The sequence below is a fragment of the Gluconobacter cadivus genome, assembly GCF_015244745.1.
Classification (GTDB): Bacteria; Pseudomonadota; Alphaproteobacteria; order Acetobacterales; family Acetobacteraceae; genus Gluconobacter; species Gluconobacter cadivus.
On the sequence record NZ_JABCQI010000001.1, the window covers coordinates 279,008 to 305,013 of the forward strand.

The following is a 26,006-nucleotide window of genomic DNA, read 5'->3' on the forward strand; positions in this document are numbered from 1 at the left end:
CCTTTCTGTTGGCTGAACCCCTTAAAGTGAAGACAATGCCGGGGGCACCTTCGCTTTTTCCAGAGCTTCTTTCTGACGCGCGGCCAGAACATTCACATCGAAGCCCTCAATCAGTTCCTCAAACATATTGTGCCAGTTCAACCGTGCCTCCAGACGCAGGAACGCGCTGCCTAGCCCGATCGCGGACCGGTCCATCAGCACGAACTCACGCGGCAGCTTCACACCGCCCGTGCGCTTGAGACCATCATAGACTTTCTCAAGAACCTGACGCGCTTCCGCCGGATCGTTGCTTTCCTGCATGGAGCAGACACGGTCTGTCATGAGTGGACGGTAGAAGAACCGTGCCCATTCATTCAGAATACCCGCCGTCTCACGCGAGATCCCGACGAAGCCCCACTTGCTGTAAGCATGGAACGCCAGCTCTTCGTTGTTCTCACGCAGCGCCGTGAACAGGTCGATGATCCCTTCCACAAAGCGCGGCGAGAAAATCCGAACGGCTCCGAAATCCAGCAGGTTCAGACCATAATCATCCCGCACGGTGAAATTGCCCATATGCGGATCGCCATGAATGACACCGTAGCGATACACCGGCGTGTACCAGGCCTTGAACAGCGCCGTGGCCATCGCATTGCGATCTTCCAACGGCAGGTTCTCGCCCAGAACAGTCCGCATACTCCGGCCGCTTACCCAGTCCATCGTCAGCAACCGCCCGGTGGACAGTTCCTCTACCGGAGCGGGAACCGTGACTTCGGGCGTTTCCGAGAGCATGTCCCGATAGAGCCGCAAGTGGCTCGCTTCCCGCCGGTAATCCAGCTCTTCGCGCAGTCGGTCCGCAAGTTCGGTGTAAACCTCGTCCTGCCGGATCGTCGTCTCGAACTGCTTGTAGATACCCAGTGCGGCGCGGAACTGCCGCAAATCTGAATCCACAGCCGCCTGCATGTCCGGATACTGCAATTTGCACGCCACTTCGCGCCCATCAACCAGACGCGCCCGGTGCACCTGCCCGAGCGACGCCGCTGCCACGGCTTCATGGCTGAAGGAGCGGAAATGCTTTTCCCAACCCGCACCCAGTTCCGCCTGCATCCGACGGCGCACAAAGCTCCAGCCCATCGGCGGCGCGTTGGACTGCAAATGCGCCAGCTCTTCCGCATATTCGTCCGGCAGCGCGCCGGGAATGGTGGAGAGAAGCTGGGCCGCCTTCATCAGCGGCCCTTTGAGGTTCCCCAACGCCGACTTCAGGCCCTCTGCATGAACGCCCTTGTCTGTCTTGAAGCCCAGACGGTTACCCGCCATCCGCGCTGCAATACCGCCGACCGCGCCGGAAGTCCGCGCCATGCGACGCAGTTCCCCCATAAGGCCGGTGTTGTCGAGATCCCTCGCCATGATGCTCCTCAGTCCTCCTGCTCGAGCTGATCGATCAGCCCCGAGATCACATCCAGTCCTTTACGCCAGAAACCCGGATCTGTCGCATCAAGTCCGAACGGCGCGAGCAAGTCCTTGTGCCGTAGCGTTCCGCCGGCTTCGAGCATGGTGCGATATTTCGCAGCAAAACCCTCGGGTTTTTCCTGATAAACGCCATACAGCGCATTCACCAGACAATCCCCGAAAGCATACGCATAAACATAGAACGGGGAATGCACGAAATGCGGAATGTAAGACCAGTACAGGTCATAATCTGGTGTGAAGTGGAACACGGGCCCCAGACTCCGCACCTGAACCTCACGCCAGATTTCTCCCAGACGCTCCGACGAAAGCTCACCCTTCGCCCGCTCGTCATGGACCTTCACTTCGAACTGATAGAACGCGATCTGCCTGACGACCGTGTTCAGCATGTCCTCGACCTTCGCCGCCAGCATATGACGACGACGCTTCGGATCACTCTCCGCATCCAGCAGGGACTGGAACGTCAGCATTTCGCCAAATACCGATGCCGTCTCGGCCAGCGTTAGAGGCGTATCGGCATTCAGATAACCCTGTTTTTTCCCGGCCAGCGTCTGATGCACGCCATGCCCCAGTTCATGCGCCAGCGTCATGACATCACGCGGCTGCCCGCGATAATTCATCAGAATATACGGATGCACGGACGGGACGCAGGAATGGGAGAACGCCCCCGAAGACTTCCCGGCCACGGGTGCGGCATCAATCCACGGATTGGTCAGGAAGTTCTGGACGATCTCGCCCAGAGCCGGATCGAACCCGGCATAGGCCGTCCGCACGATCTCCTTGCCCTGCTCCCAGTCGATCTGGCGCGTCTCCACACCTGGCAGCGGGGCATTGCGGTCCCAGTGCTCCAGCTTTTCCAGCCCGAGCCACTTCGCCTTGAGCGCATAATACCGGTGCGCCAGACGCGGATAAGCCTCGTCCACCGCGCCCACCAGCGCATCGACAACCTCGTCCTCGACCATATTTGCCAGATTGCGCGAACTCGTCGGGCGCGGATAGCCGCGCAGTTTGTCCCCGATCGCCTTATCCTTGGCGAGCGTGTTGGTAATCATCGTCAGCAGACGCGAATTCTCGCCCAGAACCGCACTGATCTGCTGCGCCGCAGCCTCGCGCTTCGTACGATCCGCATTCGTCAGCAGGTTGAACGCCTCGCCCAGCGGCTTTTCCTCGCCGTCGATCGTGACACTCAGCGTCGCCATGGTCTCATCGAACAGCCGGTTCCAGGCATTGCGCCCCGTCACCGACTTGTCCATCAGCACCTGCTCGACCTCGTCAGAAAGCTGATAGGGCCGGTACATCCGCAGATCCCGCAGATACGCATCCCATTTTCGCATCTCCGGCGCCTCGCAGATCCGTGCCAGATCCGCATCCGCAATCCGGTTCAGTTCCAGCGTGAAGAACATCAGATCGGAGGCCACCTCCGTCATGCGCTCCTGCACGCCCTGCGCGAACCGCCCCCAGACCGGATCAGTCGTATGCGCCGCAAAGCCAAGGCTGGAGAAAGACCCGATCTTCCCGAGACCTTCTTCAATCGCTTCATATTCGGCAAAGGCCGCTGCGAGTCCGACACCATTCAGGCTGCCCAGACGCCCTTTGTACGTCTCACAGAAACGGCGCGCCTCCCCCGCCCAGCGATCAAAATCCGCCGCCAGCACCGGATCTTCCGGCGAGGCATAGAGATCGGACAGGTCCCAGCGGGGCGGCATCTGCTCCCCGGAGGATGAATTGGGCGTGCCGTCAGCGGCAGAAAAGAGCATGGTCATACCTTGACCTTAGAGCCACAATCCGCGCCGTCAAACGGGATGTTGATGACAAATCTGTAGTATAAAATCGCCTCTCGGAGCCTAATGGAGCCACACTCCGGGATCTTCCGCCATTTCATGAAAAAATACCCCCCCCAGGCATTAATTACTCTGACATCCTTTGAAAATCTGCAGCAGCGAATCGCAGGCCCCGATCTGCTGCGTTCGGTCGCCATCCTCGATGTCCTGATCTGCCATGACGGAAGCCTGTTTCTGGACTGGTGGCACCGCGTGCTTCCGTTCCATCTGGTGATCCTCGGCTTTTATGGCGTGATGCTGTTCTTCGTCCTCAGCGGCTTTCTGATCGGCACGATCATGCTGGATCTGCTGGAACGCGGAACCTCCCTCAAAGGCTGGGGAATTTTTCTCGTCCGCCGATGGATGCGCACCCTCCCGGCCTATTATGTCTGGCTGTTCGCACTGCTGATCCCGCTCGCCCGTTTCGGCCCCTACGGCGTGACATGGGATGAAGCCCGACGCGTCCTGCCGTGGTTCCTGACCCTGACGCAAAATCTCGGCTGGCCCATGGTTTCGAACTGGTATGGCGTTACATGGTCGCTTTGCGTGGAAGAATGGTTCTACATCACCTTTCCCGCCCTGCTACTCACGCTTCTTGCCTGCCGGATCAGACCCACTCGGGCTCTCGGACTCACACTTGCGGCTTTCTTCATCGTTCCGGTCTGCTGGCGCCTGTCGCTGCCCACAGACCTCAACTGGGAGGAAGCCATCAGCAAAATCGTACCCTGCCGCCTTGACTCCATCGCATGGGGCGTCGTCGCCGCATACCTGAACCGATATTCGAAAAGCATCCCCTGCCTGTACAGACCACTGGCCATTCTTGGCACAGTGATCGTCCTCACGACATGGCTGGGGGATCTTTTGCCCATCCCGCTCTGGCCGCCACGATTTAGCGCCATCATTTCATTTGATACTGTAGGCTTCGGTTATGCGCTCTGCATGCCTGCGATGATGCGCCTGCGAACCCTGCCGCGTGTGATCGGCCCGGCGGTCCGTAGCCTCAGCACCCATAGTTACGGGCTTTATCTGTGCCATCTCCCGCTGGTGATGATGGCCGGAGACCTTCACATCCGCTACGGCCTCAGCCGCCGAAACGCCGTACTTCTCACGATCCTCACCACGATCGTCGGCGCAATCCTGTCATGGCGCCTCGTGGAGCGCCCCTGCCTGAAACTCCGTCCCAGGCAGGGATAACGTGCTTCAAGCCGAAAGCTGCGACAGGTCTTCCTGCACGTAGCCAATGATCCGCGCATAATCGCGCGGCACGACATGCCAGAAGCGCTCCAGCGTCCGCTCCCAGCAATGCAGCAGATCTTCGGCATAGGTGCTGCCCGTCTCCGCCACATGCCGCTCCACCAACGCCCGAAGCTCCTGATCCCAGCGGCTGCCAGCCTGCACACGGCTCCAGATCACCGTATCGGGATTAATCTGCGCCTCGAACCGTCCCTTCACGTCCAGCACATAAGCCATGCCCCCCGTGAAACCGGCGCCGAAATTATCGCCTGTCTCTCCAAGGATCACGACCGTGCCGCCGGTCATGTATTCGCAGGCATTCGAACCGCAGCCCTCGACCACCGCCGTCGCCCCCGAATTCCGGACCGCAAAGCGCTCACCGGCCTGTCCAGCCGCAAACAGCGTGCCTGCCGTCGCGCCGTACAGAACGGTGTTGCCGATGATCGCGCTCTGCTCGGACGCCCACTGCGCGGCCGGTGACTTGCGGACAACGATCGTCGCGCCCGAAAGTCCCTTACCGACATAGTCGTTAGCATCGCCCTCGACCTCGATCTTGAGCCCCTGCACACCGAACGCACCCAGAGACTGCCCGGCAGACCCACGAAGCGACAGCGTGAGCTGGCCTTCCGGAAGCTCCTTCATGCCGAACTTGCGCGTAATCAGCCCCGAAACCCGCGTGCCGATCGCACGATGGGTATTCTGCACCGTGTAATGCAGGTGCAGCTTTTCGCGACGCTCGAACAGCGCGGTCGCATCCGGGATAATCTGCCCGTCCAGCGTCTCCGGTACTTCGTTACGCCCTTCACGGGTGCAGTAACGCGCATGCTCGCCCGGATCGGCCTGAACCAGCAGGGAATTCAGATCCAGATCATCCAGATAATCCGCACCACGCGACACCTGACGCAACATATCCGTCCGCCCGATCACTTCTTCAAGCGACCGCACACCCAGCTCTGCGAGAATATGCCGAATGTCTTCCGCAATCAGCGTGAACAGGTTGATGACCTTCTCCGGCGATCCCCCGAACTTCTCGCGCAGCTTCTCGTCCTGCACACACACGCCCACCGGACAGGTGTTGGAATGGCACTGGCGCACCATGATGCAACCCATCGCCACAAGTGCGGCCGTACCAATGCCGAACTCTTCCGCACCCAGCATCGCCGCCATAACAACGTCGCGGCCAGTCTTGATGCCGCCATCCGTCCGCAGCACCAGACGATGACGTAGCCGGTTCAGCATCAGCACCTGATGCGCCTCCGACAACCCCATTTCCCACGGCAGACCCGCATAATGGATCGAAGACTGCGGGCTTGCCCCCGTGCCGCCCGAATGGCCGGAAATCAGGATCGCATCTGCCTTGGCCTTCGCCACACCGGCCGCAATCGTGCCAATGCCCGTCCGCGCCACCAGTTTGACCGTCACGGTCGCCGTCGGGTTGATCTGCTTGAGATCGTAAATGAGCTGCGCCAGATCCTCGATCGAATAGATGTCGTGATGCGGCGGCGGCGAAATCAGTGTGACCCCCGGCGTCGCATGACGCAGACGCCCGATCAGTTCAGTCACCTTGAAGCCCGGAAGCTGCCCGCCCTCGCCGGGCTTCGCGCCCTGCGCCATCTTGATTTCGATCTCGCGGCAGTCATTCAGATACTGCGCGGTCACGCCAAAACGCCCGGACGCCACCTGCTTGATGGCCGAAGACGCATTGTCCCCGTTCGGACGCGGCTTGGACCGCTCGGCATCCTCGCCACCCTCGCCAGAATCGGACTTCGCCCCGATCCGGTTCATGGCAATCGCCAGCGTCTCATGCGCCTCAGGGCTCAGAGCGCCGAGCGAAATTCCCGGCGCCACCAGACGACGACGGATCTGCGTGATGCTCTCGACCTCATCCACCGGAACCGGCGCATGAAGCGGCTTGAAATCCAGCAGATCCCGCAGCGCCACAGGCGGCATCTGACGCACCGCATCCGCATAACGCCGGTACAGCGTGAAGCTGTTCGCCGTCACTGCGCTCTGGAGCATGTGTACAAGCTGCCCCGAGAACGCATGCGTCTCACCCTGACGGCGCAGCTTGTAACGCCCACCGACCGGAAGTGCCTCGACCTTCCGGTTCCACGCGGCCGCATGCGCGCCAAGAATGTTGCGCGCAATACCCGGCAGACCAATCCCCGAAATCCGCGAGGGCATACCGGGGAAGAACTCCGCCACCAGTGCGCGAGACAGTCCGATCGCCTCGAAATTATACCCGCCACGATAAGCCGAGATGATCGAAATGCCCGACTTGGACATGATCTTGAGCAGACCCTTGTCCACGGCCTTACGATAGCGCTCCATCGCCTCACGCAGCGACATCTTGCCGAACAGACCGCGCCGCAGCCGGTCCGCCACACAATGCTGCGCCAGAGCCGGGTTCACCGTCGTCGCACCCACCCCAATCGTGACGGCAATCGCATGAACATCAATCGCCCCAGACGTCCGCACGTTCAGCGACGTGAACGTCCGCAGCGAATTGCGCACCAGATGGATATGCACGGCTGCTGTGGCGAGGATCATCGGGATCGCAACCCGCGCCGCATCCGTATTGTCGTCCGTCAGGAATAGATGCGTGCATCCGCCGCGAACATGATCTTCCGCCTGCACGCGGATGGACGCAATCGCCGCCCGTAGACCTTCCTCGCCCTCTTCAGCAGGGAAGGTGCAGTCGATCACGCCCGCGTTCTCGCCGCAGACTTTTCGCAGTTCGTCGAACTCACCAATCGTCAGGACGGGGCTCGGCAGTTGCAACAGATCGCACTGCTCCGGCGCCTGATCGAGAATATTCCCCAGATTGCCCAGCCGCGTGATCAGACTCATCACCCGCGTCTCACGCAGGGAATCGATCGGCGGATTCGTGACCTGACTGAACCCCTGACGGAAATAATGCGCCAGCCCACGATAAATCTTCGACAGCACCTGAAGCGGCGTATCATCGCCCATGGAGCCCAGAGCCTCAGCCGCCGTCTCCACCATCGGATGCAGGATCGTCTCCAGCTCCTCATGCGTCAGACTGACCGCCACCTGATGCCGCCGCAGCACATCCGGGTCCAGCGCCTCGGGTTCCACCACATCGCGCACGATCGGCTCGATATCGCGGATCCGCTTCACCCAGCCCTGAAAATCCTGACGCGAGGCCAGCATTTCCAGTAGTTCTTCAGACTGGTAGAGCCGCCCTTCCTTCAGATCGAGCGCCAGCGTCTGCCCCGGACCAAGCCGCCCACGGCTTTTGACGCGCGCATCCGGCACCCGGACCATCCCGGTCTCAGACCCTACGATGAGCAGCCCGTCCTGCGTGATGCTGTAGCGCAGCGGCCGTAGCCCGGCGCGATCCAGACCCGCCACAACCCAGCGCCCATCCGTCGCGCACAAAGCTGCCGGACCATCCCACGGCTCGATCACCGCATTGCAGTACCGGAACAGCGCACGCGCCGCGTCGGACATTGCCGAGTTCGCACCGCCAGAGGCCGGTACCAGCATCGTCTTCGCCATCGGCGCGTCACGCCCGGCGAAGGTCAGCAGTTCGAATACATTGTCCAGAACCGCCGTGTCCGAACCCGCAGCCTGCACGACAGGCTTCAGATCCGCCATATACGGGTCCAGATCCGGATGGGCGAGCCGCGTTTCATGCGAACGCATCCAGTTCGTATTGCCCGAAATCGTATTGATCTCGCCGTTATGCGCCACCTTGCGGAACGGCTGGGCGAGTTTCCAGGTCGGGAACGTATTGGTCGAATAGCGCTGATGATAGATCGCAAACCGCGAGACGAACCGTTCATCCAGCAGATCCGGATAGAAATCCGTCAGGTTCTCTGCAAGGAACATGCCCTTGTAGATCACCGAGCGGCAGGACATCGAACACACATACAGATCGACCTGCTGCGCCGTCGCCTGCTTCTCGATCCGCCGACGCAACACATACAGGTCGCGCTCGAACGCGTCCTCGGACCGGCCAAGCCGGTTGCGGATCATGATCTGCTCGATTTCCGGGCGCGTCTGGTTGGCCTTCTCGCCAATGCACGCCGTATCGATCGGCACCTGACGCCAGCCATAGATCCCGTACCCGAAGTTCAGGATCTCCGTTTCGATGATCTGTCGGCCCCGCTCCTGCGATCCCAGATCGGTCTTGGGCAGGAACACCATGCCGACCGCAATGCGCCCATCAATCGTATCGTCGCTGGAACTGTTATGGATCGCCTCGGCAAAGAAATCCTGCGGGATCTCAACATGGATGCCCGCGCCATCGCCGGTCTTGCCATCGGCATCGACCGCACCGCGATGCCAGATATTGCCCAGCGCCTCGATGCTCGCCAGAACCACGCTGCGCGACGGCTTGCCATCCAGCGACGCGACCAGACCCACACCGCAGGAATCGCGCTCCTGCGACGGGTCATACAGCCCCTTCAGCCGTTCGACGTTCTCAGCATACTCGCGGATGAAATCGTTATTGTGTGTCATTCCGCGGCCTCCAGAGAACCGGTTACTGTTTCAGTCAGATGGTGATGGATCGCATCGGCCGCATCCCGGCCATCCTTGATCGCCCAGACGACAAGGCTCGCCCCGCGCACGATGTCGCCACCGGCGAACACGCCCGGCAGACTCGTCTCAAAACCGCCCGGCGGCACGGTCAGCGTGCCCCAGCGCGTCACGGCCAGATCGGGGGCCGCGAACTGCTCCGGCAGATCCTCGGGATCGAAGCCCAGAGCCTTGATGACCAGATCGCCCTCAATCACGTCATGCTGCCCCGTACCCTCGATGGACCGGCGCCCCGACGCATCCGGAGACCCCAAACGCATCTTCAGCACCCGCACGCCCGACACACTGCCATCGCCCAGAAACGCTTCCGGTGAGCCCAGCCATTCGAACTGCGCGCCTTCTTCCTCGGCATTGTAAACTTCCTGTCGCGATCCCGGCATATTCGCCCGGTCCCGACGGTAAACGCAGGTCACACGCTCGGCCCCCTGACGGATCGACGTGCGTACGCAGTCCATGGCCGTGTCACCACCACCAATGACCACGACCCGACGCCCCTTCGCATGAAGTGCCGCATCCTCGCCCGGATCTTCATCGTAACCGCGGCGGTTCGACGCCGTCAGGAAGTCAATCGCATCGACCACGCCCTCAAGCCCGGCTCCCGGCACCTTCACATCGCGCGAGCGGTACACACCCGTCGCCAGAAAAACCGCATCATGCCGCGCCCGCAGATCCTCAAGCGCCGTCTCGCCTTGGCCCGAACCAACAGGCGTGGAGAGATGGAACACGATCCCCTGCTCCTCCAGCAGCGCATGACGCCGCGCCACCACATGCTTTTCCAACTTGAAGCTCGGAATCCCGTAAGTCAGCAGCCCGCCCACACGATCCTGACGCTCATAGACATGAACCTCATAACCCTGCGCCCGCAGCCGCTCCGCACAGGCCAGACCCGCCGGACCGGACCCCACGATCCCGACACTCAGCCCAAGCTCCCGGTCCGGAAGCGATGGCTTCACCCAGCCCTGCTCAAACGCATTTTCGGTAATGAAGCGCTCGACAGCGCCGATCGTGACGCTTTCGAAGCCCTTATTGATGACGCAGTTGCCTTCGCACAGCCGGTCCTGCGGACAGATTCGACCGCAGATCTCCGGAAACGTATTCGTCGCGGACGACATCTCATACGCTTCCTCAAGCCGGTCTTCCGCCGTCAGCTTCAGCCAGTCGGGAATGTTGTTCCCCAGAGGACAATGCACGGAGCAGAACGGAATCCCGCACTGCGAACACCGCGACGCCTGTTCTTCCGCCCGGCTGCGCGCGAACCCACGATAAATCTCCCCGAAATCCTGACGGCGTTCGGCCGCGTCGCGCTTCTCCGGAAGCACCTGGGGGTGGGTGACGAACTGCAACATCCGTTCGGCCATGCGTCGTGTCTCCTGCAAACATGCGAGTAGGAATGCAGCTATTCCGTCATTTTATCCAATAACAGTCAGCAATGCTGACCTTTCGTGCGAAATGGCCCATCTTCTTATCGTATGAGCCATTTTTCACACAGATTTTTAGGTCCGAAACGGATCAATCACTTCCGGAACCGCCGCCAGCTCTCACAAACACTCCCCTTCAGATAGTCTGGCACGATACTCCGCATCGCCGCAGGCCTGATCCCAAGCGCTTGAAGATCGACCGCTCCCTGCTGCACCACATTATCCACGCCCATCATCGCAACCTGATCGCGCGTCAGCAGATGTCCCGGCAGCGTCTCAAGAATATCGGCTTCCAGTTTCGCCGCCCATCCCGGCACAGACACCAGAATCCGATGACGCCCCGACGCCTCCAGAACGAACGCCATCAAGTCCTTCATACTCAGAACATCCGGTCCACCTGCTTCGACAGTCAGACCTTCGTGCCCCGGCTCAGTCAGTGTGACGATCGCCCGCGCCACATCACCAACATAGACCGGCTGAAACCGCGTCTTTGGCGCAAACACCGGCAGAACCAGGGAGAGCTTCGCAATCAGCGCGAACATGTTGAAGAAACTATCCTGCGGCCCGAAAATCACCGAAGGTCGCAACAGCACCGCTTCGGGAAAGACCTCCCGTACCATCCTTTCGGCCAGTCCCTTGCTGCGCCCGTAATTCCCCGGCGACGTCAGCAACGCGCCGATGGCAGACATATGCAGGTATTGCCCCACGCCCTCACGCCGCGCCACGAGCGCCGCCAGCCGCGCACCTACCACATTGACCCGATGCATCGCCTGCACGTCCGGCGACATGATGGACACCAGATTGATCCCCACATCCGCCCCGGCAAACACACGCTCCAGCGCAGCCACGTCATTCACGGATGCCTTAATGAACTCCACACGCCCGTCACCCGGAAACCGCGCCAGTCCCTGATCGTCTTCGGGGTTTCGGCTCCCCACCCGCACGACGTGCCCCAAGGCCACGAGCCGGCCGACAAGTTCGCGCCCGACAAAGCCTCCTCCCCCCAGAACCGCCACAACCCTTGGACTGCGGCCTGTTCCCTCTCCACTCGACATCCCGTCCACGGAAAAATTTCTACGCATTTGCATTTTTCTTTCAGTTGGCTGTTGACGCCCCATACGTGGAGGGGTAAACGCCTCTTCACCGAGCCGGGATGCTTCAGGAAACTGAAAAAACTCCGGTGCTTTCTGAGCCCAGATGGCGGAATTGGTAGACGCGCAGGTTTCAGGTACCTGTGTCCGAAAGGACGTGGAAGTTCGAGTCTTCTTCTGGGCACCACAGACGATCAGGCGATAAATCGCCTCGATCCTCTGGTGATCAAAAAAATTTGGTGACGACAAATGAGTTCGCAAGACGCCATCCATCTTCATGACGGCGATCTGCCGGATGACTTTGATCTTGGCCCTGTCGTTGCCATCGATACCGAGACCATGGGTCTCAATCCCCATCGTGACCGCCTCTGCCTCATCCAGCTCTCAGCCGGCGATGGCGAAGCCCATCTTGTGCAGATCAAACCGGTCTCCATGGGCGGCCGGGGCTATGACTGCCCAAACCTTAAAGCGCTCCTGACAGACGATTCCGTCACCAAGCTGATGCATTACGCACGCTTTGACGTCGCAGTCCTGCAGAACGCCTTCAATATTACGATCCCATCTGTCATCTGCACCAAAATCGCCGCCCGGCTGGTCTATACCTTCACGGACCGTCATGGCTTGGCCTATCTGTGCCGGGACCTCCTTGGCGTCGAAATCTCCAAACACCAGCAGAGCTCTGACTGGGGTGCCGAGACCCTCACCCCCGATCAGCTTCGCTATGCTGCATCGGACGTGCTGCATCTTCACGCATTGTGGGATAAGCTCGAAGCCATGCTGATCCGTGAAAACCGACGCGACCTCGCGCAATCCTGCTACGATTTCCTCCCGGCCCGCTGCCGCCTCGACCTGCTGGGCTACGACGAGTCCGACATTTTCTCGCACCGCGCCTGAATTCCGGCCCGACTGATCATGCACCGCCCGTCGCCCGGTTTTTCCCGCACCGCTCTGGAATCGGCCCGTCAGACCGTCTCCATCGAACGCAAAGGGCTGGAAGCGCTCGAACAGGCCCTCTCTGGCCCGCTCGGAGTTGCGTTCAGCGAAGCCGTTGACCGCATCGCAGAAAGTCGCGCGCGTCTGATCGTGACCGGAATCGGGAAATCCGGCCATATTGCCCGCAAAATTCAGGCAACCCTCGCCTCTACCGGCACACCGTCGTTGTTTCTGCACCCCGCTGAAGCCGCACATGGCGACCTTGGGATGGTAGCGCCCGGCGATCTGATCCTCGCTTTCTCCAATTCGGGCGAAACCGCAGAACTTGCCGCGATTCTGGCCTATGCCACCCGACAGAATCACTGCGTGATCGCTGTGACCGCCGTCGGCACCTCGGCCCTCGCCCGCGCCGCACAGATCCCGCTGGTCCTGCCCACCAGCGCAGAAGCCTGCCCGATGGGGCTGGCGCCAACGACGAGCACCCTGCTGCAACTGGCTCTGGGCGACGCGCTCGCCATCGCACTGTTGGAAAAGCGCGGTTTCACCGCCCGCGATTTCGGCGCTTTTCACCCCGGAGGGCTTCTCGGGGCGCGCCTGCGCCCGATCAGCGACCTCATGCATACCGGCGACGCCCTGCCCCTCGGACAGGGCAGCCTCCCGCTCCGCTCCGTCATTCTCGAGATGACACGCAAGTCATTCGGGTGCATGGGTGTCATTGATGACAATGGTGAACTTCAGGGCCTCATCACAGACGCCGATCTGCGCCGCGCCCTCTCCGGCGACCTCGACGCGACCACGGCCGCGGACGTCATGAATCCCGCCCCCATCACTGCACGTGCCGACACGCTGGCACAGGACGTGCTGCATCTTATGAATCAGCGCGAACGCCCCATCACCAGCCTCTTCATCGTGGACACGGCACACCGCCCTGCGGGAATCGTCCATATTCACGACCTCCTGCGAAGCGGCCTGTCATGAGCGACCCCACGCCCGATAATGGCGAACACCGCATCCGCCGGGAAGATTTCGACCCGAACCGGACAGAGAGTCTCGCCCGTCTCGACAACCTGCGCCGCGCCGCCTTCCAGCGGATCCGCCAAGCCCCCAATGCGCAGGAACTCGCCCGACGCCGCTCGCTTCTGGGATTTGCCAAATGGGCACTGCCAGGGCTCGCTCTCGTCCTCCTCAGTTCCATCGCGGCCTGGCCCGAGATTTCCCATCTCATGAACCAGAACCGCGCCGCCCTGAAGGAAATGGCCCGCCTGCGCGTGGAAAGCGGCAATATGGAACAGGCCACCTATCGCGGCCTCGACGCCCATGACCATCTCTACATGATCACGGCCCGCACCACCCACCAGCAGGGCCCGGACCGCGTGGACCTGGTCGATCCGGTTGCCGACATCCAGCTTTCGGGCAATTCCTGGGCACATATCAAGGCTGATCGCGGCGTCTATATGCAGCACGAACAGACGCTCGATCTTGACGACAACGTCGTGCTCTACCGCGACGATGGTTTTCTCCTGAATGGCCCCTCCGCCGATCTGGACCTCAAGGCGGACGTCATCGCCTCGCGGGACTGGGTCCATGCGGAAGGTCCGTTCGGCACGCAGGATGCCCAAGGCTATTTTCTGGACCAGCATGCGGGTATCATGCAGTTTACGGGACCCGGACTGACGGTCCGCAACGATGACAACGGCCCTCCGAGTGCGGCGGCCCGCCTGCACCTGCAAGGACTGAAGACAGAGAAATGACCCGCCGTTCCGCAGCCTTCCTTCCCCTCCTGATTGCCCTTCCTCTGGCTCTCCCCTCCGCTCCTGCCTATGCAGACGGGCTGGACATGTCTCACGGTGAAGCCGTGCAGCTTTTCTGGAAAAAGGAAGAAGTCTACGACCGCAATGCCCAGACCGTGACGCTCACGGGCGGAGCGCGGGCCGTACGCGGGGATACGACGGTCGATGCGGACACGCTGATCGGATATCTGCGCAAGAAAGCACCTACTCCCGGTCAGCCCGCACCTGCGCCCACACCGGCCGACGGCAAAAGCGCCAACAGCAATGATCCGATGGGCGGTTCGCTTGAACTGTATCGGATCGAGGCGCGCGGCAACGTCCATATCTACAACCAGACCGATCAGGGCTGGGGCGATCATGCGCTGTACGACATGGATCAGGGCGTCATGGTCATGACCGGCAAACATCTGAAACTGACGACGCCTCAGGACGTTCTGACGGCCCGCGACGTCATGGAATATCATTCTAAAACGCGCATGTCGGTTGGCCGGGGCGATGCGACCGTCACGACCAATGACGGCAAGCAGGTCAAGGCGGATGTGCTGGTCTCGTTCAGCAAACCTAACGACGCGCCTGCTCCGGGACAGTCTGCAAAACCGGGACAGGCGGCCGCAGATTCGTCCAACCCGATGGGTGGCGGTTCCTCGAAGCTCGACCGGGCCTATGGCTGGGGGCATGTCGTTCTGCGGACACCGACCCAGACCGCCACGGGCGATCGTGGCGTCTATGTTTTCGATACCCAGATCGCCCGCCTGATCGGCCATGTGCATGTCACGCAGGGGCAGAACCAGAACAATGGCTCGCAGGCCATCGTGAACATGAAGACCGGCATCGCAACCATGCTGCCGGGCACGGATTCTCCCATTCAGGGGCTCGTCGTGCCAAACGAGGCCAACAGCAGCCAGGCACCCAAGTGACAGACAGCCATATCCCCTCTCAGCCGCCCGCAACCGGTCTGGTCGCAAGCGGTATCGGCAAGTCCTACAAGAAGCGCGCCGTCGTCAAAAACGTTTCGCTTCAAGTGCAGCGCGGCGAGGCAGTCGGCCTCCTCGGCCCAAACGGCGCGGGTAAAACGACCAGCTTTTACATGATCGTCGGTCTCGTTCAGCCCGATACCGGCACCATCACGCTGGACGGCGCGGACATCACGCAGCTTCCGATGTATCGCCGCGCGCGCCTCGGCGTTGGCTATCTGCCCCAGGAAGCCAGTATTTTCCGTGGCCTGAATGTCGAGCAGAACATCATGGCCGCCCTTGAGGTCGTCGAGCCCGATCCGGAAAAGCGGGACCTGATGCTCAACGGCCTTCTGGCTGAATTCGGTATCACCCATCTGCGCCGCTCCCCTTCGCTGGCCCTGTCCGGTGGTGAGCGCCGTCGTCTGGAAATCGCCCGTGCGCTGGCCAGTCAGCCGAACTACATCCTGCTCGACGAACCGCTCGCCGGTATCGATCCGATCGCAGTCGGTGAAATCCGCGATCTTGTTTCGCATCTGAAGGATCGTGGCATCGGTGTGCTGATTACGGACCATAACGTCCGCGAAACGCTCGAAGTTATCGACCGCGCCTATATCATGCACGGTGGACAGGTGCTAATGGAAGGTACGCCGGAAGCCATCGTTGCGAACGAAGATGTCCGCCGGGTCTATCTCGGAGAGAATTTCTCGCTGTAACATGCCGGGATGCTTGTCCCGGGTCTGATCCAGCGTCAGTCGCAGTCTCTCGTCATGACGCCCCAGCTGCGTCAGGCGATTGCCCTGCTGCAATACACGCAGATCGATCTCGCCCAGCATCTGCGACAGGTCTGCGAAACCAATCCGCTCCTCATTCTGGAGCGCGGCGACACAGCGCCCGAACCTGCACCGTCTTCGGAAGAGTTTCACGACGACGACCCGGACCGCTTCACCACGGCCTCTGATCGCCCGGAAGCCGCAGCCCCGCTTCCATCTGCCCGGGACGATCTGATCCTCCAGATTCGCCTCTCTTTTCCTGCGGACGAACAGGATGCGGCACTGCATCTTCTGGACAGTCTGGATGAAAGTGGTCGCCTTCCCGTTTCGGTAGCGGATCTTGCAGGCGACCTTCGCATGGAGGCGACAAGGCTCGAAGCCATCCGTCAGAGTCTCATGCATTTTGAACCTGTCGGGCTTTTCGCCAGATCGCTTGAAGAATGTCTGGCGGCGCAGCTCCGCGTCCGCAATCGCCTTGATCCCGCGATGCAGGTTTTGCTCGATAATCTGGACCTCCTCGCACGGCGGGACTGGCGCAGGCTGCGCGAGAAATGCGCTCTTGAGCAGGACGATCTGCTGGAGATGCTCACCGAGATTCAGGCGCTCGACCCGCGTCCCGGCCTGACCCTGCCACCGCCCGAGCCCCCCATCGAACCCGATCTGATCGTCCGGCCTAACGGCGCTGGCTTCCGTCTGACCCTCAACACGCGCCTGCTGCCGAAACTCCGCTTTGATGACACGATGCGCGCGCAGCTCGACGGGCGTACGGACGCTGGTAAGACGCTCCTTGCCTGTGCGGCAGAGGCCACGGCCCTGATCCGCGCGCTGGACAGCCGCAAGCAGTCCTTGCTTACGGTTGGCCGCGCCATTGTGCAGCATCAGGCCGATTTCCTGCGCGATGGTCCCAGCGCTCTGCGCCCGCTGACCATGCGCGACATCGCCGAGCGCACGGATCTGCACGAAAGCACCATCAGCCGCATCGTGAGCAGCAAATATATCGACACGCCACAGGGCACCGTCCCGCTCAAGCTATTTTTTTCTACAGCCCTGACGTCCGAAGACGGCACGTCCCAGAGCGCCCATGCGATCCAGCATCGTCTTCAGGCTCTAGTCTCGGCGGAAGGGGACAATGTTCTGTCCGACGATGCCCTGACGACCCTTCTGCAAAAAGAAGGCTTCTCCATTCAACGCCGCACCGTTGCGAAATATCGTGAGGGGCTTGGCATTGCGAAGTCCAGCCAGCGCAAGCGACTGCGACGCACGTCCTGACACTTCAAGCAGAACTGCAAGGCTTTGACAGGCTGGCAGGACTTCCCTTACGGAGCCTGAATGTCTCGCGTTTCGCTGCCGCTCACTGAAATCCCCTGGAGACCTCCCGAACAGGCGCTTTCTGCCATGAAGGCTGCCCCCTGGGCCGCGTTTCTCGATAGCGGAGGCCCGGACACGGACGAACGGGCGCGTTGGTCCTTTCTGTGTCTGTCCCCTGCCGAGACCCTCGACTGGCAGGGGGAAAACCTGTGCAGGAACGGCGTGTCCGTAGAGGACGATGTCTGGACACATCTGCGCAGTATGGCCGCTGCCGCGCCCCGTTACCCAAAAGCGGAGGGCATCATTCCCTTTACGGGGGGGATGATCGGGATGGTAAGCTACGAAACAGGCATGGCACTTGAAAACGTCCCGTCCCGTCATGTTTCTTCTGCGCCCAGACTGGTTGCGGCCTCCTTTACGGACGTACTGGCTTTCGATCGATATGAAGAACGCTGCTGGTGGATCAGCCAGACTGGAAACCCGGTCCCTGATCTGACCCAACCCGTTGTCCGCCCCACAGCACCCTCCCTGCACTTTGCGCCTGAACAGGCTCGGGATGTCTGGACGGATGCGGTTCGCAGTATCGTCGGCTTCATTCGGGCCGGGGATATTTTTCAGGCCAATCTGACAATGCGCTGGGTTGCGAACTGTGCGGACGATTTCGATGAACTGGCTGCCTATCGGACACTGCGCCAGACCTCCCCGGCTCCCTTCGGGGCGTATCTGAAAACACCGGATTTTTCGCTGCTCAGTGCGTCTGTGGAACGGTTCATTTCACTCTCACAAAGTGGCCTGATCGAGACGCGCCCTATTAAGGGCACCATTGCCCTCGGACAAACTCTGGAAGACACAGCCTGGAACAGCCGGATACTGGCTGCGGACGAAAAGGAACGCGCCGAAAACCTGATGATTACGGATCTGATGCGGAACGACATTGGTCGTGTCTCGCAGATCGGCTCCGTCCGTGTTCCGCAACTCTCGAAGGTTGAGCAGTTTCCCCACGTCCTGCATTTGGTCTCGGCCGTTCAGGGACAGCTTCGACCCGAGCTGGACGCCATTGATCTGCTTCAGGCCACGCTTCCGCCGGGTTCCGTCACGGGGGCACCGAAAAAACGGGCCATGGAGATCATCGACCTGCTGGAATCCTCGGCCCGTGAGGCCTATTGCGGCAGCCTGTTCCGTATCGGGAATGACGGTGCGATGGACAGTTCCGTCATTATCCGCAGTCTGGCGAGATCGGGCGATACCGTCTCCGTCGGCGCAGGCGGCGGTATTACCGTGCTGTCAGATCCGATGCGGGAATATGAGGAAATGCTTCTGAAAGTCGCCCCGATCCTGAAGGCGTTTGAAGCATGAGTGCTATAGTCTGGCTCAACGGGCGCCTTCTGGACATTGCAGATGCCCATATTGCCCCGAATGACCGGGGTTTTCTGCTCTCTGATGGTCTGTTTGAAACAATCCGCGTTGCTAGCGGGCAGACGCCTCATCTGGCACAGCATCTGGCACGACTTGAAGAAGGGTGCGCAATTCTTCGCCTGTCTGCGCCGGATCGGACGCTGCTGGCACAGGCCATATCCGACCTGCTCCGTGCTACGAATCTGTCAGACGGATCGCTGCGCCTGACGGTCACGCGCGGCACCGGACCGCGTGGCCTTGTGCCACCCGCCACGCCGCATCCGACAGTTCTCATTCAGGGCACGGCTTCTACAATGAGTGTGCCTGCTCCGGTCCGGCTGGGTCTCAGCCGCTACCGGCGGGACGGGGCTTCTCAACTGGCGCGTGTCAAATCGCTGGCCTGCCTGCCCTCCGTCATGAGCCGCATGGAAGCCGCCGCAGCAGGACTGGACGATGCGCTTCTTCTGGGAACGACAGGGGCTGTTGCAGAAGCCAGTGCTGCGAACGTCCTGTTCTTGCGGAAGGGATGCTTGCAAACGCCCCCCATCACTGACGGCGCCCTGCCCGGAACGTCCCGTGCCCGACTTCTGGACGGCGGCTTCTGCATGGAGGCCCGGCTTCTGCCGCAGGACCTCAAAACGGTGACGGGGGCTTGGCTGGTCAATGCGTTGTCACTAACCGCCGTTTCGAGCATCGACGGCCATGATCTGCCCCTGCACGCAGAACTGGACCGTCGATTGAGAGCGTTTCTGTTTCCTGCCTGAACCGCCCCCGCTGATTGCTCTTATTTCAGCGCAGCAATCGCCGTCATTTCCACGCGCCATTCCGGAACGGCCAGCTTTGCTTCAACCGTGGCACGGGCTGGTTTGCTGTCCGTGTCTAGCCACGCATCCCAAGCGCGGTTCATCGCCCCGATTTCCGAAATATCCGTCAGGAAGATCTGCACCGACAGGATCCGGCTCTTATCCGTTCCCAGCGAGGCCAGAAGCGCGTCGATTTGGCGCAGGATATCAACCGTCTGCCCTTCCGTATCGAGCGTGGCATCGTCCGCGACCTGACCGGCCAGATAGGCCAGCCCGTTATGGACGACGACGCCTGCAAGGCGCTGTTCTTCAAGGTGACGGGAAATATCGGCGTTTTTGCTCATGGGTGCGGATCTTCTGAAAGAGGTTACTGAAGAAGTGTCGGGATCATTTCATGCTCAAGGATGGCGTCGAGTGCGCTTTCCTCGTCTTCCGCAACGGCCATGGGTGTGCCGTCGGCAGCATGGATGGCCACGAGCATTTCACCCTCATGCATGACGGATCTGACATAGGCGAGACGGGACATACCCAGCGTCAGAAGCTGCGGCCCCGTGATGCGGCGCAGATCCGCAGGGAGTTTTTCGTCCGAACGATCACCGTTTTCGAAGGGATTGTTCAATTCAGGTTCCTTTTGGAGCCGCAGCGGCTTCTGCCACTCGGCCTTGGGTTCAGTCTGTAAAAATTGTAAGCGCGCGGCCGGTCCTATTCGTCGTCGATATCGCGCGCAGGACGCGTTGCGCGCCGGGTTTTCACGACAGGCGGCACCACTTCGTGGTGAACCGTCGGAGCAGGTGCCGGACTCCTCCGCCCCTGCGAAATCGCAATCCGCTTGACCCGAACTTCGGGCTCGGGACGCAGAAGATCGATATGCAACAGGCCATTATCAAGCCATGCCCCGCCAATTTCGATGCCTTCTGCCAGCACGAAGGCTTTATGGAACTGCCGCGCCGCAATGCCACGATGCAGGAAAATGCGCCCCTGACTGTCATCCGTCTGACGCCCACGGATCACGAGCTGGTTGTCTTCCTGCGTGATCTGAAGATCGTCCATGACGAAGCCCGCAACCGCCAGCGTAATCCGCAGGGCCGTGGAGCTGAGCTGCTCGATATTGTAGGGGGGATAGCCATCCGACGTCGACTTGGCAGCACGCTCAAGCATCTGCTCGAGGTGATCGAAGCCGAGGAACATCGGGGACGTGAACAGGCGACCGGACATAGGGCGAGAGCCTCCTCCATGAGCGAGACGTAAAACAGAGCCAGTCCCATTCTGCGGCAACTGGCTGGTCCTACGATATGGTGACCACCCCTACGGATGCAAGCTCTGCTCTCAACCAAGCACGTGCAAAACCGACGTTAATGACATGTTGCTCTGCATGTTGCACTGGCATTTGACGCCCGTGCTCGCTACATCGCAGGGCATGAGCGAATTCGATTTCCTGTCCGGCATCGACGATGTGCCGCCCACCCCGATCCTGATCGCCCCCCAGCCCGTGCTGCGGGAGGTCGCCCGTGAGGTCCGCCCCGAGGATATGGCCTTCATCCGCGATCAACTTCCGGGCATGTTTTCCGCCATGTACAAAGCTCCCGGCATCGGCCTCGCCGCACCGCAGGTCGGTCTTGGCATGCGCTTTGCTCTGGTGGACGTGGCCGAAGAAGACGCGCCGCGTGAGCCCATGCTGCTCATCAATCCGGAAATCGTTACGGATTCAGAGCAGATGGCGGCTCGCGAGGAAGGCTGCCTTTCGTTGCCGAACCAGTATGCCGAAGTCGTCCGCCCCGAATCGATCCGCGTGCGCTATCGCAACCTCGCGGGAGAGACGATCGAGCGTGATGCATCCGGCCTGCTCGCCACCTGCATCCAGCATGAGATGGACCATCTCGATGGCATCCTGTTCGTCGATCACCTCTCGACGCTCAAGCGCAACATGATCATGCGTCGCCTGGCCAAAGAGCAGAAACTCGGAAGGCGCTGACCCACAATGCGGCTGATTTTCATGGGAACGCCGGACTTCTCGGTCCCGGCGCTGCATGCTCTGCTCGACGCTGGTCACGAGGTGGTTGCGGTCTACACACAACCACCTCGTCCGGCAGGTCGTGGCAAGGCACTGCGTCGCTCGCCGGTTCATGAAGCCGCTGAAGCCGCCGGGATCGACGTGCGGACACCCGCTCGCGTTCGTCGGGACGCGACGGAGCACGCCGCTTTTGCTGCCCTGAATGCCGACGCCGCCGTGGTCGCCGCCTACGGCCTCATTCTACCCAAGGAAATGCTGGACGCCCCGCGTCTGGGGTGTCTGAACATCCATGCCAGCCTTCTGCCGCGCTGGCGTGGGGCCTCGCCCATCCAGTCCTCCATCCTCGCAGGCGACACCCAAAGCGGCGTTTCCATCATGCAGATGGATGAAGGCCTCGACACCGGCGCGGTCCTGCTGGAAGAGGCCACGCCCATCAGCGCGACCGATACGGCCAGCACGTTGCATGACCGTTTGTCCGAAATCGGGGGACGTCTGGTCGTCCGTGCGCTTGCCGAGCGGCCGACACCCGTGCCACAGCCCGCAGACGGCGTCACCTATGCCGAACGCCTGACCCGCGACGATGGCCGTATCGACTGGACGCGCACGGCAGCCGAGATCGACCGCCAGATTCGCGGCCTCACGCCTTGGCCCGGCGCGTTTACGACGCTCGATGGTGTTGTGCTAAAAATCGGCACGGCCACTCCGCTGCCGGACACAGCCCACAACGCCTCCCCCGGCACTACGCTCGACGACGCTCTGACGATCGCCTGTGGCACCAGTGCGATTCGCATCGACCGCCTTCAGAAACCGGGCCGCAGCATGATGTCTGCCGCCGATTTTCTGCGCGGTCAGCCCGTGCCGAAAGGGACGGGACTTGTCTGACGCACAGGCTCAGGAGCATGAGCCTTCCGGCCTGAACCGCTGGGCCTTACGCATCGAATATGACGGCACCGGCTATCTGGGCTGGCAGAAGCAGAATGACGGCGTCTCCATTCAGAGCCTGATCGAAGCTGCCGCGTCGAAACTGGTCCGCAATCGTCCCGTGCCCAGCATCACTGCCGGTCGCACAGATGCCGGGGTCCATGCCGCAGGCATGGTCATCCATCTCGACTTCCCGGATGACGCCCCGATCGACGCCCGCCAGATCCGTGACGGCATGGGATATCATCTCAAGCCCCACCGCGTTGTCGTACTCGAAGCCGCGCAAGTCGGGCCGGAGTGGAATGCGCGTTTCTCCGCCACATGGCGCAGCTATCGCTACACGATCCTCAACCGCCCTGCCCGTCCGGGTCTGATGGAAAACCGGGTGTGGCACATCAAACGTCCGCTGGATGTGAGTCTCATGCAGCAGGCCGCAAACCATCTTCTCGGCCCGCATGATTTCACATCCTTTCGTGCGGTCGCCTGTCAGGCCAGAAGTCCCGTCCGAACGCTGGACGTTCTGACCATCCGTCGCGATGGCGAACTGGTCATGATCGACACGAAGGCGCGCTCCTTTCTGCATCATCAGGTCCGCAACATGGCCGGCACCCTGATGATGATCGGCGCGGGGCTGTGGCCGGTCGAAAAAATGATTGAGATTCTGGAAGCGAAAGACCGCTGCGCCGCAGGGCAGACGGCGCCGCCGGAAGGGCTTTGTCTGATGGATGTCGGCTATCCCGACAATCCGTTCAGCAGGACCTAAAGCGAGATCCCGAGCAGGTCCACCACCGCATTGTAATGCGGCGGCAGAAGCCACAAAACCCAGAGAAATGCGGCAACCGGCAGGGTCTGAAGAAGCGTCATGACAAAGGCCTGCCATCCCGTCGTCACAAGCCCGACTTTCGTGACATACCAGGTCAGCCACAGCGTATAAAGCTGTGCCCCGAAGGCGAGGCCCGCCAGCGCCTGACCGGAGGCCGCAGCCCCCGGGAACACGAGATGCAGCACGCCTTGGGCCACGATGAGCATGACCAGCGGCAGCCAGCCACACCATAAAGAGGCTGTTGCATAGCGTGTCCACAGCCCCTTACGGCTCAGGAAACCCGCATAAAGCTCCGACACCACAAGCTGCAGAAGCGTGCAGGCCAGTGGCACAACAGCCCTCACCAGACCCATGATCTGTTCGGCAGGAGGCAGCATGAAGGCCATCCACACCCCGATAAGCGCCAGCGCGATCGTGGGCGCCAGAGCCGCGAACAGCGCCCCGGCTCCCGGAGCGAAGCAGTTGATCCCTTCGGAACGCCCACGCCCCAGCAACCACACGCCCAGCGGGATGGCCATGTTTCCGGAGGGAGGAAACGAACCCTGCCGTCCGGAATTCACAGCCCGTATCCTTCCATAAACGCCAGATAGATCCGCGTCAGATCCTCCAGAGTTTCAAGCTCCACATGCTCGTCCCGTTTGTGCATGGTCGCCCCTACGAGACCGAATTCCGCAACCGCGCAGTAGCGCGAAATGAAGCGCGCATCGGACGTGCCGCCGCCAGTATCGAGCCGAGGTGTACGACCCGTCACATGACGCACGGCATCCGAAAGACACGTTACGGCCTCTCCGGGCTGCGTCAGAAAAGCCTCGCCACTGATGGACACCTGCACCTCTGCTGAAGGCGCGTGACACCGGACGACATCCTCGATCCACGCGGTCAGTTCAGCCCCCGTGTGAAGGTCATTGAAACGAATGTTCAGCCGCCCGATGGCCTGTGCCGGAATAACATTGGTCGCGGGATTGCCGACGTCTATGCTCGTGACCTGAAGCAAAGACGGACCAAACCATTTGCTGCCCGCGTCCAGCTCACGCGCCGTCAGTTCGGAAAAAGCTGCCAGAAGACGATGAACCGGGTTATCCGCCAGATGCGGATACGCCACATGCCCCTGAATGCCATGAATAGTCACGACGGCATTCATGCTGCCACGTCGGCCGATCTTGATGACATCGCCCAGAACCTCGGGATTCGTGGGTTCACCCAGCAGACAGAAATCCGGAAGCTCTTTGCGTTCCGCCAGCCATTCGATGACTGGCTTCGTCCCGAAATGCGCGGGGCCCTCCTCATCTCCCGTAATCAGCAGGGAGATGGAGCCGTTCAGCGGCCCCTGCTCCAGACGCCGGGCTACGGCAGCCACGAAACAGGCCACGCCGCCCTTCATGTCCGCAATGCCGCGCCCATAAAGCCGATCGTCCTGAACCACGGCCGCAAACGGATCATGCGCCCAGCCTTCGCCGGGAGGCACGACATCGGTATGGCCTGCAAAACAGAGCGCGGGATGTCCCGACCCCAGCCGCGCATACAGATTGGGCGTCGGCGCCTCAGCAGGGCCGAAAGGAAGATGGACTGTCTCAAAACCCATCCCTTCCAGCACACCTGCCAGAAGCGCCTGTGCGCCCCCATCGGCCGGGGTCACGGACGGGCAACGCAGCAGATCCCGCGCCAGTGTCACGGGATCTGTCGGCAGGTGTGATCCGCTCACGACACTCAGTCGCGCAAAAGATCGTTGATGGAGGTCTTGGAGCGCGTCCGCTCATCCACGCGCTTGACGATCACCGCGCAGGCCAAAGACGGCATGCTCGGCTCTTTCGGCGGCAGCGTACCCGGAATGACGACGGAATAGGCCGGGACGCGGCCCATGAAAATCTCACCTGTCGCACGGTCCACAATCTTGGTGGACGCACCAAGGAACACGCCCATGGACAGGACGGAACCCTTCTCGACCACGACTCCTTCGGCGACTTCAGAGCGTGCACCGATGAAGCAGTCGTCCTCGATGATAACCGGAGCAGCCTGCAACGGCTCCAGAACGCCGCCGATCCCCGCACCACCGCTGATGTGGCAGTTCTTGCCGATCTGGGCACAGGAGCCGACTGTGGCCCAGGTGTCGATCATCGTGCCACTATCGACGCGTGCGCCTACGTTTACGAAACTCGGCATCAGCACCACATTCGGTGCGATGAAGGCGGAGCGGCGCACGATCGCACCTGGAACGGCGCGGAAACCGGCTTCTGCGAAACGGAACTGGTCCCAGCCGTCAAACTTCAGTGGAACCTTGTCGAAGGCCGGCTCACCACCGCAACCGCGTTCCATGACGCGGCTGTCGTTCAGACGGAACGACAAAAGAACGGCTTTCTTCAGCCATTCGTGAACGACCCAGCCGTTTTCGGAAGGCTCGGCGACACGCAGGGTTCCGGCATCAAGCCCGGACAGGGCTTTTTCCACGACGTCGCGGTCTTCGCCTTCCGTACGGGCGCTGAGAGTCGTACGACGCTCCCACAGGGCTTCGATGGCAGTACGAAGGGGTGCATTCGGCATCAGGTCGTTCCGGTCAGAAAAGCAGAAAATCCGCCGGACCATGCGGTTCCCGACGGTGCATGTCAACGGATCTTTACCCCGGAGTTCACCTTACACACATTCGCGCGTTGTTCATGAATCCTTAATCCGTCAAGCTTATGAAAGCGAGGGGCTTTGACTGGCTGGCCCGACCTAGAGCTTTCTGCGG

Annotated in this window: 23 protein-coding genes and 1 tRNA gene; 13 read left to right on the plus strand and 11 right to left on the minus strand. The window is 61.2% G+C overall.

The window, feature by feature from the left end:
- Positions 1 to 21: 21 nt before the first annotated feature.
- Together HKD28_RS01260 and HKD28_RS01265 are read right to left on the minus strand one after the other, a co-directional pair.
- Positions 22 to 1,383, minus strand: coding sequence for an ABC1 kinase family protein (locus tag HKD28_RS01260; protein WP_194261541.1), 1,362 nt, complete (start codon positions 1,381 to 1,383; stop codon positions 22 to 24).
- An 8-nt stretch (positions 1,384 to 1,391) separates the two neighbouring features.
- On the minus strand, positions 1,392 to 3,200 hold the full coding sequence (locus HKD28_RS01265; protein WP_194266791.1) for a M3 family oligoendopeptidase: 1,809 nt from the start codon (positions 3,198 to 3,200) through the stop codon (positions 1,392 to 1,394).
- A 123-nt stretch (positions 3,201 to 3,323) separates the two neighbouring features.
- On the opposite strand from HKD28_RS01265, the gene HKD28_RS01270 reads away from it, so the two are divergent.
- Positions 3,324 to 4,457, plus strand: coding sequence for an acyltransferase family protein (locus HKD28_RS01270; protein WP_194266556.1), 1,134 nt, complete (start codon positions 3,324 to 3,326; stop codon positions 4,455 to 4,457).
- A gap of 6 nt (positions 4,458 to 4,463) precedes the next feature.
- Here HKD28_RS01270 and gltB read toward each other — a convergent pair whose 3' ends face one another.
- From gltB to HKD28_RS01285, 3 genes are all read right to left on the minus strand, one after another.
- A complete protein-coding gene (gene gltB, locus HKD28_RS01275; protein ID WP_194266557.1) occupies positions 4,464 to 8,984 on the minus strand; it encodes a glutamate synthase large subunit in 4,521 nt (1,506 codons plus the stop codon).
- Positions 8,981 to 10,420: an NAD(P)-dependent oxidoreductase gene (locus HKD28_RS01280; protein ID WP_194266558.1), complete on the minus strand. Its 1,440-nt coding sequence runs from the start codon at positions 10,418 to 10,420 to the stop codon at positions 8,981 to 8,983. Before HKD28_RS01280 ends, gltB begins: the two co-directional genes overlap by 4 nt.
- A gap of 155 nt (positions 10,421 to 10,575) precedes the next feature.
- The gene (locus tag HKD28_RS01285) at positions 10,576 to 11,562 is read right to left on the minus strand and encodes a complex I NDUFA9 subunit family protein (RefSeq protein WP_235993235.1); all 987 of its coding nucleotides are present in this window, start codon (positions 11,560 to 11,562) and stop codon (positions 10,576 to 10,578) included.
- Between the two features lie 109 nt (positions 11,563 to 11,671).
- Here HKD28_RS01285 and HKD28_RS01290 point away from each other — a divergent pair.
- The 9 genes from HKD28_RS01290 (at position 11,672) to HKD28_RS01330 (ending at position 19,487) form a co-directional block, all read left to right on the plus strand.
- A tRNA-Leu gene (locus HKD28_RS01290) sits at positions 11,672 to 11,758 on the plus strand.
- Positions 11,759 to 11,820: 62 nt separating this feature from the next.
- Positions 11,821 to 12,465, plus strand: a complete 645-nt coding sequence (locus HKD28_RS01295; RefSeq protein WP_194261545.1) for a ribonuclease D — start codon at positions 11,821 to 11,823, stop codon at positions 12,463 to 12,465.
- An 18-nt stretch (positions 12,466 to 12,483) separates the two neighbouring features.
- Positions 12,484 to 13,482 carry a KpsF/GutQ family sugar-phosphate isomerase gene (locus HKD28_RS01300; protein WP_194266559.1) on the plus strand — a complete coding sequence of 333 codons (999 nt, stop codon included), beginning with the start codon at positions 12,484 to 12,486 and terminating at the stop codon, positions 13,480 to 13,482.
- Positions 13,479 to 14,255, plus strand: coding sequence for an LPS export ABC transporter periplasmic protein LptC (gene lptC / locus HKD28_RS01305; protein ID WP_099285337.1), 777 nt, complete (start codon positions 13,479 to 13,481; stop codon positions 14,253 to 14,255). The genes HKD28_RS01300 and lptC overlap by 4 nt, the downstream gene beginning before the upstream one ends.
- On the plus strand, positions 14,252 to 15,211 hold the full coding sequence (locus HKD28_RS01310; protein WP_194266560.1) for an LptA/OstA family protein: 960 nt from the start codon (positions 14,252 to 14,254) through the stop codon (positions 15,209 to 15,211). Before lptC ends, HKD28_RS01310 begins: the two co-directional genes overlap by 4 nt.
- Positions 15,208 to 15,963 carry an LPS export ABC transporter ATP-binding protein gene (gene lptB / locus HKD28_RS01315; protein WP_062033450.1) on the plus strand — a complete coding sequence of 252 codons (756 nt, stop codon included), beginning with the start codon at positions 15,208 to 15,210 and terminating at the stop codon, positions 15,961 to 15,963. The genes HKD28_RS01310 and lptB overlap by 4 nt, the downstream gene beginning before the upstream one ends.
- Before the next feature lie 9 nt (positions 15,964 to 15,972).
- A complete protein-coding gene (rpoN, locus tag HKD28_RS01320; RefSeq protein WP_194266561.1) occupies positions 15,973 to 17,289 on the plus strand; it encodes an RNA polymerase factor sigma-54 in 1,317 nt (438 codons plus the stop codon).
- A gap of 60 nt (positions 17,290 to 17,349) precedes the next feature.
- Complete coding sequence (locus tag HKD28_RS01325; protein ID WP_194266562.1) at positions 17,350 to 18,684, plus strand: anthranilate synthase component I family protein; 1,335 nt, start codon at positions 17,350 to 17,352, stop codon at positions 18,682 to 18,684.
- Positions 18,681 to 19,487, plus strand: coding sequence for an aminotransferase class IV (locus HKD28_RS01330; protein ID WP_194266563.1), 807 nt, complete (start codon positions 18,681 to 18,683; stop codon positions 19,485 to 19,487). The genes HKD28_RS01325 and HKD28_RS01330 overlap by 4 nt, the downstream gene beginning before the upstream one ends.
- Before the next feature lie 20 nt (positions 19,488 to 19,507).
- Here the strand turns inward: HKD28_RS01330 and HKD28_RS01335 are convergent, their stop codons facing one another.
- The 3 genes from HKD28_RS01335 to HKD28_RS01345 form a co-directional block, all read right to left on the minus strand.
- On the minus strand, positions 19,508 to 19,870 hold the full coding sequence (locus HKD28_RS01335; protein WP_194261553.1) for a RidA family protein: 363 nt from the start codon (positions 19,868 to 19,870) through the stop codon (positions 19,508 to 19,510).
- A 23-nt stretch (positions 19,871 to 19,893) separates the two neighbouring features.
- Positions 19,894 to 20,145: a DUF1150 family protein gene (locus HKD28_RS01340; RefSeq protein ID WP_062033464.1), complete on the minus strand. Its 252-nt coding sequence runs from the start codon at positions 20,143 to 20,145 to the stop codon at positions 19,894 to 19,896.
- 83 nt (positions 20,146 to 20,228) lie between these two features.
- Positions 20,229 to 20,741 (minus strand): Hsp20 family protein, encoded by a 513-nt coding sequence (locus tag HKD28_RS01345; RefSeq protein ID WP_062033469.1) that lies wholly within the window; start codon positions 20,739 to 20,741, stop codon positions 20,229 to 20,231.
- 202 nt (positions 20,742 to 20,943) lie between these two features.
- Here HKD28_RS01345 and def point away from each other — a divergent pair, with 202 nt between their 5' ends.
- The 3 genes from def to truA are packed head-to-tail and all read left to right on the plus strand — an operon-like array spanning position 20,944 to position 23,221.
- Positions 20,944 to 21,498, plus strand: coding sequence for a peptide deformylase (gene def / locus HKD28_RS01350; protein ID WP_194266793.1), 555 nt, complete (start codon positions 20,944 to 20,946; stop codon positions 21,496 to 21,498).
- Between the two features lie 6 nt (positions 21,499 to 21,504).
- Positions 21,505 to 22,419, plus strand: a complete 915-nt coding sequence (gene fmt / locus HKD28_RS01355; RefSeq protein ID WP_194266564.1) for a methionyl-tRNA formyltransferase — start codon at positions 21,505 to 21,507, stop codon at positions 22,417 to 22,419.
- A complete protein-coding gene (truA, locus tag HKD28_RS01360) occupies positions 22,412 to 23,221 on the plus strand; it encodes a tRNA pseudouridine(38-40) synthase TruA (RefSeq protein ID WP_194266565.1) in 810 nt (269 codons plus the stop codon). The genes fmt and truA overlap by 8 nt, the downstream gene beginning before the upstream one ends.
- On the opposite strand, the gene HKD28_RS01365 is transcribed toward truA, so the two are convergent.
- Genes HKD28_RS01365 through dapD form a run of 3 tightly spaced genes read right to left on the minus strand, consistent with a single transcriptional unit; the run spans position 23,218 to position 25,819 of the window.
- Positions 23,218 to 23,799 carry a hypothetical protein gene (locus HKD28_RS01365; RefSeq protein ID WP_194266566.1) on the minus strand — a complete coding sequence of 194 codons (582 nt, stop codon included), beginning with the start codon at positions 23,797 to 23,799 and terminating at the stop codon, positions 23,218 to 23,220. The two genes, truA and HKD28_RS01365, sit on opposite strands and share 4 nt — an antisense overlap.
- Before the next feature lie 38 nt (positions 23,800 to 23,837).
- Complete coding sequence (dapE, locus tag HKD28_RS01370; protein ID WP_194266567.1) at positions 23,838 to 24,983, minus strand: succinyl-diaminopimelate desuccinylase; 1,146 nt, start codon at positions 24,981 to 24,983, stop codon at positions 23,838 to 23,840.
- Between the two features lie 5 nt (positions 24,984 to 24,988).
- A complete protein-coding gene (gene dapD, locus HKD28_RS01375) occupies positions 24,989 to 25,819 on the minus strand; it encodes a 2,3,4,5-tetrahydropyridine-2,6-dicarboxylate N-succinyltransferase (protein WP_194266568.1) in 831 nt (276 codons plus the stop codon).
- Positions 25,820 to 26,006 lie beyond the last annotated feature (187 nt).